General features: G+C 74.6%; 8 protein-coding genes and 1 pseudogene. 5 read left to right on the top strand and 4 right to left on the bottom strand.

Going from position 1 to position 10153, the window contains the following annotated elements; genetic code table 11:
• Nucleotides 1–142: 142 nt before the first annotated feature.
• Nucleotides 143–1891: a hypothetical protein gene (locus AB0K51_RS34125; protein ID WP_363462082.1), complete on the bottom strand. Its 1749-nt coding sequence runs from the start codon at nucleotides 1889–1891 to the stop codon at nucleotides 143–145.
• A gap of 147 nt (nucleotides 1892–2038) precedes the next feature.
• Here AB0K51_RS34125 and radA point away from each other — a divergent pair, with 147 nt between their 5' ends.
• Nucleotides 2039–3559, top strand: coding sequence for a DNA repair protein RadA (radA, locus tag AB0K51_RS34120; protein ID WP_363462080.1), 1521 nt, complete (start codon nucleotides 2039–2041; stop codon nucleotides 3557–3559).
• A gap of 97 nt (nucleotides 3560–3656) precedes the next feature.
• A complete protein-coding gene (gene disA, locus AB0K51_RS34115) occupies nucleotides 3657–4763 on the top strand; it encodes a DNA integrity scanning diadenylate cyclase DisA (protein WP_363462078.1) in 1107 nt (368 codons plus the stop codon).
• A 7-nt stretch (nucleotides 4764–4770) separates the two neighbouring features.
• On the opposite strand, the gene AB0K51_RS34110 is transcribed toward disA, so the two are convergent.
• Nucleotides 4771–5388 (bottom strand): helix-turn-helix domain-containing protein, encoded by a 618-nt coding sequence (locus AB0K51_RS34110; protein ID WP_363462076.1) that lies wholly within the window; start codon nucleotides 5386–5388, stop codon nucleotides 4771–4773.
• Nucleotides 5389–5491: 103 nt separating this feature from the next.
• On the opposite strand from AB0K51_RS34110, the gene AB0K51_RS34105 reads away from it, so the two are divergent.
• Nucleotides 5492–6775 carry an MFS transporter gene (locus AB0K51_RS34105; protein ID WP_363462074.1) on the top strand — a complete coding sequence of 428 codons (1284 nt, stop codon included), beginning with the start codon at nucleotides 5492–5494 and terminating at the stop codon, nucleotides 6773–6775.
• Nucleotides 6776–6891: 116 nt separating this feature from the next.
• On the opposite strand, the gene AB0K51_RS34100 is transcribed toward AB0K51_RS34105, so the two are convergent.
• On the bottom strand, nucleotides 6892–7770 hold the full coding sequence (locus AB0K51_RS34100) for a hypothetical protein (RefSeq protein ID WP_363462073.1): 879 nt from the start codon (nucleotides 7768–7770) through the stop codon (nucleotides 6892–6894).
• Between the two features lie 134 nt (nucleotides 7771–7904).
• Here AB0K51_RS34100 and AB0K51_RS34095 point away from each other — a divergent pair, with 134 nt between their 5' ends.
• Both AB0K51_RS34095 and AB0K51_RS34090 read left to right on the top strand, forming a co-directional pair.
• Nucleotides 7905–8663 (top strand): rhomboid family intramembrane serine protease, encoded by a 759-nt coding sequence (locus AB0K51_RS34095; protein ID WP_363462071.1) that lies wholly within the window; start codon nucleotides 7905–7907, stop codon nucleotides 8661–8663.
• Nucleotides 8664–8698: 35 nt separating this feature from the next.
• Nucleotides 8699–9604, top strand: coding sequence for an A/G-specific adenine glycosylase (locus tag AB0K51_RS34090; protein ID WP_363462069.1), 906 nt, complete (start codon nucleotides 8699–8701; stop codon nucleotides 9602–9604).
• A 156-nt stretch (nucleotides 9605–9760) separates the two neighbouring features.
• On the opposite strand, the pseudogene AB0K51_RS34085 reads toward AB0K51_RS34090, so the two are convergent.
• Nucleotides 9761–10153, bottom strand: a pseudogene (locus AB0K51_RS34085) (MFS transporter); the annotation flags it as partial.

Here is a 10153-nt window from a genome sequence, read left to right as displayed (position 1 = left end):
CCGGCTTCTCGTCGGACGCCGACCTGGCGTGATGCGCAAGGCGCGCCCCCGCCGGGGAGGTGAGGGACTGCCGACGGTCCGTCAGGACGGTGACGGGTGGCCGGGCACGGGTCCGTGGAGGCGATGGACTGCCGACGGTCCGTCAGGACGGGGTCGGGGCCGTGGGGGACGGGCTCGTGGGGGTGGTGGTGGACGGGGTCGGGGAGGGGGCGGGCGGCGTGCTGGGGGTGGGGCTCGGGCTGTGGGTGGGGGTGCTGGGCTCGGGGGTCGGGGAGGGGTCGGGGGTCGGGGTGCCGCTCGAGGTGGGGGTGGGCTGCGGGGTCGGGGTGGCCGGGTCGGTGGGCGTGGGGTCGGGGGTGGGCAGGCCGCGGTGGTCGGGGCCGCCCTCCAGGGTGACGACGGCGGTGGACGGCGGCAGGGCGAGGCGTGCCGTCCACTGGGTCTGCGGGGCGCGGGTCTCGTCCACGGTGACCGTGACGGTGATCCGCTGGCCGGGGGCGAGGGTGCCGGAGTCGCGGCTCAGCCGCAGCCAGTCGACGTCCATGACGGCGTGCCAGGCCAGCGGGCTGCCACCGGAGTTGGTCAGGGTGAGCACCGTGCGGTTGCCGTACTCGCCTGCCTCGACGGTCAGTTGGGCCGGAGCGGGGGCGGCCGGGCGGGACGGCTCGGCGGCCAGGGTGGGGCTGGAGAGCCGGGCCGAGCCGTGCGAGGGCACCGGGACGGCCGGGCCCTGGACGGTCGGGAGGGACGTTTCTGCGGCCACCGCACCGGCCAGCTCCAGCGTGCCGACGGCCGGCGGCAGCGCCGCTGCCGGGACGTCCGGGGCCGGGCCGCCGGCCGGGGCGGCCGCGTCCGGCGAGTCGACCCGCACCGAGGAGACCGCGGCGGCCGGGCGGCCCGCCCCGCCGTCCCGGTGCGCGCCCCACAGCGCCACCACCGGCGCGGCCAGCACCGCCGCCAGCACCCCGGTGGTCACCATCCGCTGCCGGACCGCCGAGCCGCGCACCGGCGCGGGGGCCCGGTGCCGGGGGAAGCCGCGCTGGTCGAACCTGGGCTCCTCGCCGGGCCCCGCCTGCGCGGCCCGGTGCCCGGCCGCCGCGCCGGACAGGAAGGCCGCACCCGCCGAGCCGCTCGGCAGCCGGTCCGCGGCGCCGACGCCGAGCCGCACCCGGACCGGCGCGGACAGCAGCGGCAGCCCCGGCAGTCCGGCCAGGCCGTGGCCCAGCTGGCCCGCCACCCGCTCCGCGGTGCCCCGGCAGGTCGGGCACTCCACCAGGTGCAGCACCAACTCCCGGCGCAGCGCGGGACCCAGCACCCAGCCCCGCCAGCTCTCCGCGCCGACCCCGCCGAGCTGCGCCAGCTCGGGGCAGCTGCCGACGCCGAGCACCAGCAGCGCCGTCCTGGTCCGGCCGACCTCGGCGCCCGCGGCGTCGAGCAGCGCCGCGGCGTCCGGCGCGGCCAGTCCGAGCACCGCGGCGACCTCCTCGGCGGCGAGCCGGTGGCGGACCGCCAGCTCCAGCGCCTCGCGCTGCTCCGGGTCGGTGCCGGCCGCCTCCGGCCAGGCCAGTGAGGCGAGTTCGCGGCGCCGCTCGCGGGCCAGCGAGGGGCTGACGGCGGGCCGGGGCGGGGACGGCGGCGCGTCGCCCGCGCGCTCCAGCCGGGCCAGGCAGCGGTGCCGGGCCAGCGCGTACAGCCAGGCGCGCTGCAGCGCCGGGTCGGTGAGGCGGTCGCCGTGGCGCAGGGCCAGGTCGCGGACCTCGGTGACGGCCGTGGTGGCCGCCTCGTGCTCGCAGAGCACGGACAGGCAGTAGGTGAACAGCCCGTCGACGCTGGCGGCGTACGCCCGCAGGAGCGGGGACGGGCCGACGGGGCTCGGGTGGCTGGGGGTCACCCGACCGACGGTAGGCAGCACGGAGCCGCCGCCGGCCGATTTCGGCGGTTTGTACTTCTTTCGGGTAACAGGACCGTGCCCTTGTTCGTGTGGACGGGCGGCCCGACCGGCGCGGCGATGTCGGCGCCGCCCGCTACCGTTGCCCGCATGCCTCCCCGCGCCAAGACCACCGCCAAACCCCGCCCGGCGTACCGCTGCACCGAGTGCGGCAACCAGGTGCCCAAGTGGGTCGGCCGCTGCCCCGAGTGCAACGCCTGGGGCACGGTCGAGGAGTACGGCGCGGTGCCGATCCGGACCACCGCGGCCGGGCCGGTCTCCTCGCCCGCCAAGCCGATCGGGCAGGTCGACGGGCAGGTCGCCACCGCCCGCTCCACCGGCGTGCCGGAGCTGGACCGGGTGCTCGGCGGCGGCCTGGTGCCGGGCGCGGTGGTGTTGCTGGCGGGCGAGCCGGGCGTCGGCAAGTCCACGCTGCTGCTGGACGTCGCGGCCAAGGCCGCCTCCGAGCGGCACCGCACGCTGTACGTCACCGGCGAGGAGTCGGCCGGGCAGGTCCGGCTGCGCGCGGACCGGATCAACGCGCTCTCCGACCACCTGTACCTGGCCGCCGAGCAGGACCTGGGCGCGGTGCTCGGGCACATCGACGCGGTGAGCCCCGGGCTGCTGATCCTGGACTCGGTGCAGACCATCGCCTCCGCCGAGCTGGACGGCGCCCCGGGCGGACCCGCGCAGGTCCGCGAGGTGGCGGGCGCGCTGATCCGGGCGTCCAAGGAGCGCGGCATGGCGACGCTGCTGGTCGGCCACGTCACCAAGGACGGCCAGATCGCCGGCCCCCGCCTGCTGGAGCACCTGGTGGACGTGGTGCTGTCCTTCGAGGGCGACCGGCACGCCCGGCTGCGGCTGATCCGGGGCGTCAAGAACCGCTACGGCGCGACCGACGAGGTCGGCTGCTTCGAACTGCACGACGAGGGCATCGTGGGCCTGGCCGACCCGTCCGGGCTGTTCCTGACGCGCCGTGACAAGCCGGTCGCCGGGACGTGCCTGACCGTCACCCTGGAGGGCAAGCGCCCGCTGGTGGCGGAGGTGCAGGCGCTGATGGTGGACTCGCAGATCCCCTCGCCGCGGCGCACCACCTCGGGCCTGGAGTCGCCGCGGATCGCGATGATCCTGGCGGTGGTGGAGCGGCACGGCGGGGTGAAGCTCGGCAAGCAGGACATCTACACCGCCACCGTCGGCGGGGTGAAGCTCACCGAGCCGTCCGCGGACCTGGCGATCGCGCTGGCGGTGGCCTCCTCCTCGACCGACACACCGCTGCCGAGCAACCTGGTGGCGATCGGCGAGGTCGGCCTGGCCGGCGAGGTGCGGCGGGTGACCGGGGTGCAGCGACGCCTGGCCGAGGCGCACCGGCTGGGCTTCACGCACGCGCTGGTGCCGCCGGACCCGGGCAAGGTCCCGCCGGGCATGAAGGTGGTGGAGGTCTCCGACATCGGCGAGGCGCTGCGGGCGATCCCGGGCCGCCGCCGCCCGTCGAAGCCCCGTCAGGAGGCCGCGCCGCAGGGTGCCGCGGCGGGCCGGGGCGCCGTCCGGGAGCGGGTTCCGGAGCCGGCCGTGGCGTACGCCGACGAGCTGATGACGGGCTGGGAGCCGGTCGACTCGGACGAACTCGGCTGACCCACGTCCCGTTATTGCCGCACGCAGTTAGACTTCACCCTGTCTAATCGCCATCAAGTGCAGTAATAACAGACAGACCGTCGGCCCAAGGAGTCACGTGGCAGCCAGCGACCGGGCGGACAAGTCCCCCCGCGAGGAGGCCCTGCTGCGGGCTTCCCTCAGTGCCATCGCGCCCGGCACGGCGCTGCGGGACGGACTGGAGCGGGTGCTCCGGGCCAACACCGGCGGCCTGATCGTCCTCGGCTTCGACAAGGGCGTGGACGCGCTGTGCACCGGCGGTTTCGTGCTGGACGTCGAGTTCACCGCCACCCGGCTGCGCGAACTGTGCAAGCTGGACGGCGCGGTGGTCATGGACAAGGACCTCACCAAGATCCTCCGCGCGGGCGTGCACCTGATGCCGGACGCGAACATCCCCACCGACGAGACCGGCACCCGCCACCGCACCGCCGAGCGGGTCAACCGGCAGACCGGCTTCCCGGTGGTCGCGGTCTCGCACTCGATGCGGCTGATCGCGATGTACGTCAACGGGACGCGGCGGGTGCTGGAGGACTCCACCACCGTGCTGTCCCGGGCCAACCAGGCGCTGGCCACCCTGGAGCGCTACAAGCTCCGGCTGGACGAGGTGGCCGGCACCCTGTCCGCGCTGGAGATCGAGGACCTGGTCACCGTCCGGGACGTCTCGGCCGTGGTGCAGCGCCTGGAGATGGTCCGGCTGATCGCCGGCGAGATCGCCGGGTACGTGCTGGAGCTCGGCACCGACGGCCGGCTGCTGTCGCTGCAACTGGACGAGCTGATCGCCGGCGTCGAGCCGGAGCGCGAACTGGTGGTCCGCGACTACTTCCCGGACCGGGCCGCGAAGAAGGGCCGCACCGTCACCGAGGTGCTCTCCGACCTGGAGGCCCTCACCCACGCCGAGCTGCTGGACCTGCAGACGGTCGCCAAGGCGCTCGGCTACACCGGCACCCCGGAGTCGCTGGACTCCGCGGTCTCGCCGCGCGGCTACCGGCTGCTCGCCAAGGTGCCGCGGCTGCCGAACACCGTCATCGAGCGGCTGGTCGACCACTTCGGCGGTCTGCAGAAGCTGCTCGCCGCCTCGATCGACGACCTGCAGACCGTGGAGGGCGTCGGCGAGACCCGGGCCCGCTCGGTCCGCGAGGGGCTGTCGAGGCTCGCCGAGTCCTCCATCCTGGAGCGGTACGTCTGACCGTCCGTCAGTCCCCGGCGGGCGGTGAGTCCTCGGCGGCCTGCGGCGGGGTGACCGCGTACACCAGCGCGAACAGGTTCACCTCGACCGCGTCCGGGTCCGCCGAGTCGTCGTTCGCGAACAGTTCGTCGAGCGCCTCGTCCAGCCGGGTGCGCAGCAGCCGCAGCCGCTCCGGGGTGAGCCTGACGGTGGCGTGCGCGAACTTGCTGGGCCGCGGGTTGCCCTGGGACGCCGGGGTGAGGTCGATCCGCCCCGCCAGGAAGTGCCGCTGGAAGTCGGTGCGCACCAGGTCCATCGCGGCCAGGATCGCGCCCAGCGCGGCCGGCGGCTCGTCGCCCTCCGTGTAGACCTGCGGCGACAGCCGCAGGGTCTGCTGCGCCGACCGGTAACGGCTCTCCACGATCCCCGACACCAGCCGGGTCTCCGCGACGAACACCAGCCCGGCCTGCTCCAGCTGCTTGATGTGCCGGTACAGCTTGGTCGGCGCCTCCTCCAGCTCCGCCGCGATCTCCTTCACCGACAGCGGCGTCGGATCGTGCCTCATCAACGCCCCGATGACCGCCAGCCGCAGCGGATCGGCGAGTGCCTTCAACGTCGCGACGTCCGTGACCTCGCGCTCTTTCATCTGATCAACCACGTTCACATTCAGCCACAGCGTCAACGCTTGCGCAATCATTCGCATCCATGCAACCATTCACATCATCGTGAATGGTTGCTCAGGCGTGAACATGCGCCGGGATGTGAACGGGGTGGGCGTGATGACGGTGGTCCAGGAGACTTCGGTCGAGGCGGTCGAGGCGGTGGTGCCGCTGCGGCGGAACTGGCGCTTCCAGCTGCTGTGGGGCGGCTCGGCCTCGGCGATGCTCGGGACGTGCGTGGCGGACACCGCGTACCCCCTGCTGCTGCTCGCGATGACCGGCTCGCCGACCGTCGCCGGAGCGTTCGGCGCGGTGCAGTTCGGCGCCTCGGTGGTCTTCGGACTGCACGGCGGCACGGTCGCCGACCGGTACGACCGGCGGCGGGTGCTGATCGCCGCCGACACCGCCCGGCTGGTCGCCGCGCTCAGCGTCGTCCTCGCGCTGCTCGCCCACCGGTTCACCGTCCCGCACGCCCTGGTCGCCGCCGCGGTGATCGGCGCGACCATGGCCTACGGCGGCCCCGCCCGGATGCTCGCCCTGCGCGCGGTGGTCCCGCCCGAGCAGCTGCGCCAGGCCCTCGCCCAGGACGAACTCCGGGTCAGCGGCGCCGCCCTGGTCGGACCGCCGCTGGCCGGCTTCCTGCTGGGCCTCGGCCGTGCGGTGCCGTTCCTGTCCACCGTCGCCGCCTCCACGCTCTCGCTCGGGGCGTCGCTGGCGGTGCGGTTCGACGGGCGACCCGAGAGCGGTGACGAGGCGTCAGGAGGCGGGCGCGAGAAGGGCGCCGCGTTCGCCGGGCTGCGCTACCTGTTCGCGACGCCGGTGCTGCGCGCCACCGTCCTGGTCGCCCTCGCGCTCAACCTGGCCGGTACCGCCATGCTGCTGACCGTCATGGTCCTGCTGCGCCAGCAGGGCACCTCCACCACCGGCGTGGGCCTGGCGCTGGCCGGCGAGGCCGTCGGCGGCCTGCTCGGCGCCCTGCTGGTCGGCCGCCTGCACCGCCTCCTGCCGCCCGGCGCGCTGCTCCTCGCGGTGGCCTGGACGGGCGCCTTGACCTTCGTCGTGCCCGCCCTGGCGCACGGCCCCGTGGTGGTCTTCGCGGCCCTCACCGTGATGTGCCTGGGCGTCCCCTCGCTACGCGTCATGCTCGACGTGCTGGTCTTCCAGCGGGTGCCCGACGCGATGCGCGGCCGCGCGATGGCCGGGACGATGACGCTGCTGATGGCCGGCATCCCGCTCGGCACCATGGCCGCCGGCCTCCTGCTGGAACTCCTCGCACCGGGCACCGTCCTGCTGGCGCTCGCCGCGGCGCTCGGCGCGGGCCTGCTGCCGCTCACCCTGGGGCGCTCGCTGCGCGGCACCAGCTGGCCGAAGTGACCCGCGGACCCGTTACGGACCCATCGCGGACCCGGAGAGGATGACGCACCGTCATGAAGAGCGTGCCGAACGAACTCCGGTACCGGTCAGGATCTCTGACGGTGGCGCAGCGGTGCTCAGGCGTCCAGGCGGACGGAGGTGCGGGCCGACAGGGGGCCGCCGGCGGGGCCGGTGAGGTCGGCCTGGATGAGGTAGTTGCCGGGCTGGGCGGCGGCCGGGTCGGCGCTGGCGCACTGGGGCTTGGAGCGGGTGCGGTCCCAGTTGAAGGTCTCGGTGAGGCCGTTGTTGCCCGCGATCTGGGCCCAGGTGGCGGAGCGGTCGGTGGGGCAGTCGCCGGAGGACCAGATCCGCTCGCCCGCGCTGGAGGTGACCGTCAGGGTGGAGGCGGCCCGGCCGAGGTCGACCCGGCAGGCGGAGCCGGAGGTGTTGCGGACGGTGAGCGCCAGGCGCGGCCGGTCCTTCGGCTGGTAGGCGTTCTGCGCGCTGGCCAGCTCCAGCGAGAGCTGCGAGGCGGTGCACACCGGAAGGGCCATCACCTCGGCGGTGTTCACGGCCGGCGCGCCGCCGCCCGTCCCGCCCGCGGCGGCACCACCGGCGCCGCCCGCGGCTCCGCTGCCGCCGCCGCTGCCCGCGGGAGAGGCCGAACCGCCACTACCGGCCGAGGGGTTGGTGCCACCGGAGCCCGTGCCGGTGCCGCCGTTGGTCAGGCTGACCTCGCCGCCGCCCCCGCCGGAGACGCTGCCGCCGCCGGTACCGCCGGGGCGGGTGGTGATCGCCGAACCGGTGGGCGAGGCACCCGGGGTGATGGACTGCGCGGGCGCCGGGAGCGGGCTGCCCTGGGCGGAGTTCTTGCGGTCCGAGCCGTTCCCGTCGGAGCCGAACGCCAGCCAGCCGACCACGCCGGCGACCGCCAGCGCGGCGACGAGCACGACGAGGCGACGCCGCCAGTAGATCGAAGCGGGCAGCGGTCCAACGGGCTGGCGCAGAGAGGGCACGGGCAAACAATACGAGACTGTGTGCACCTGTTGACGCATCAACACCGCACCGGGGCCACTTCCTTCACATGATCCGCCATTTGCTCCGGACGGGGGACTCGGCCCCGAAGGCACCGCGCGCTAGGGTCGCCCCCATGGCCACCGAGCACGACCCCGCCGCCGGCGCACCCGCCCTCGATCCCGCCCAGCTGATCGCCGAGGCCCGCCGGGCCTTCTTCACCATGTTCGGCTTCCTGTGCCTGGTCTGGGCGTTCCAGCTGGCGAACTGGCTGATGGACGGGCGGATCGCCCTGCTGCACGGCATCCGCTCGCACGACGTCGGCAGCCTCCCGTACGTGCTGACCGCGCCGTTCCTGCACCTCAACTGGCAGCACCTGGAAGGCAATTCCGGCCCGCTGTTCGTCTTCGGCTTCCTCGCCGCCTACCGCGGCGTGCGCAAGTTCCTCGGCCTGACCGCCCTGCTGGTGGTCACCAGCGGCATGGCGGTGTGGCTGTTCGAGCGGGAGAACGTGGTCACCGTCGGCGCGAGCGGCGTGATCTTCGGCTACTTCGGCTACGTGGTCCTGCGCGGCCTGTTCGACCGGAACCTGATCGACTCGCTGATCGGCCTGGTGATGGGCGCCTCCTTCGCCTACCTGCTGACCACCGCGATCCCCGGCACCCCCGGGGTGTCCTGGCTGGGCCACCTCGGCGGCCTGCTCGGCGGCCTGGTCGGGGCCTGGATCTTCCGCACCCGGGGCCCGCGCAGGGCGGCCTCGCTCAACTCCGGCACGGGCGGCGGCACCGTGCTGCCCGCACAGAACTCCGGCCGGACCGCGGGCAAGAGCATCGGCAACGCCCCGGCCAGCCCGCGCGCCGACCTGCTGAAGGAACTGGACGACCTGGGCCTCTGAGGCCGCCCCGCCCGCCGTGGGAGGATCGAGGGGCCATGGTTGCCACAGCATCGACACCCACCCCCGGCGCCACCGACGCGCTGCACACGACCGTCATCGGCTGGTACGAGGCCAACGCCCGCGACCTGCCCTGGCGGGACCCGGACGCCTCGCCGTGGGCGGTGATGGTCAGCGAGTTCATGCTCCAGCAGACGCCCGTGAAGCGGGTGCTCCCCGCGTACGCCGCCTGGCTGGAGCGCTGGCCCACCCCCGCCGCACTGGCCGCCGACGCCCCGGGCGAGGCCGTACGGATGTGGGGGCGGCTCGGCTACCCGCGCCGGGCGCTGCGCCTGCACGCCGCGGCCACCGCGATCACCGAACAGCACGGCGGCGTCGTCCCCGACGACCACGCGGCGCTGCTCGCCCTCCCCGGCGTCGGCGAGTACACCGCCGCGGCGGTCGCCTCGTTCGCCTTCCGGCAGCGGCACGCGGTGCTCGACACCAACGTGCGGCGGGTCCTCGCCCGCGCGGTCACCGGCGTCGAGTACCCCGCCAACGCCACCACCGCCGCGGAGCGGCGCACCGCGACCGAACTGCTCCCCGCCACCGACGAGCGGGCCGCCACCTGGGCGGTCGCGGTGATGGAACTCGGCGCCCTGGTGTGCACCGCGCGCGGACCCGAGTGCGGGACCTGCCCGCTGCGCACCGACTGCGCCTGGCAGCGGGCCGGCTGCCCGCCGTACCAGGGCCCCGCACGCCGCGGGCAGTCCTACGAGGGCACCGACCGGCAGGTCCGGGGCAAACTGCTCGCCGTCCTCCGGGACGCCCACGGCCTGGTCACCCAGGGCCAGTTGGACGTCGTCTGGCCCGAACCGATCCAGCGCGCCCGCGCCCTCGACGGGCTGGTGGCCGACGGCCTGGTCGAACCCGTGGGGCCCGGAACCTATCGGCTGCCCCAGTAAGAACAACAGGGGCCCGGGGAACGGCGGCGCGAGTGGCTGTCGGGTTGAAGGGCGCGGTGCGTCTGGGTGCTTCTGGTTTCCCGAAGCCTCCAGACCCACCGCGCAGTCGAGACCGACCGTCACTCGCCTCGCAGTTCCCCGAGCCCCTGGCGGGTCTCAGGCCACGCCTTCAAGCGCGGCTTCGGCCTTCGCCTCCGCGGCCTGGGCTCCGCCGCGGAGCGGGACCTCGCGGAGGAAGAGGGCGGCGACGACGGCGATCAGGCTGATCACGGCGCCCCAGAGGAAGACGGTGTGCATGCCGTTGGCGATGCCGTGCTGGATGACCGACAGCTGCTCCGGCTTCATGTTCTTGAGCATGGCCGGCGTCATCGAGGACGTGCTCTGGCTGCCGCCCATGCCGGCGCCCTTGAGGGTGTCGGTGAGGCGGTTGGTGTAGAGCGTGCCGAACAGGGCGACGCCGAAGGAGCCGCCGATGGTGCGGAACAGGGTGGCGGAGGAGGAGGCGACGCCCATGTCCTTGAGGCCGACGCTGTTCTGCGCGACCAGCAT

This window comes from Kitasatospora sp. NPDC049285 (assembly GCF_040678815.1).
Taxonomy (GTDB): Bacteria; Actinomycetota; Actinomycetes; order Streptomycetales; family Streptomycetaceae; genus Kitasatospora.
The sequence above is the reverse complement of the archived record's forward strand: the minus strand, read 5'-3'. Positions and strand labels throughout refer to the sequence as shown.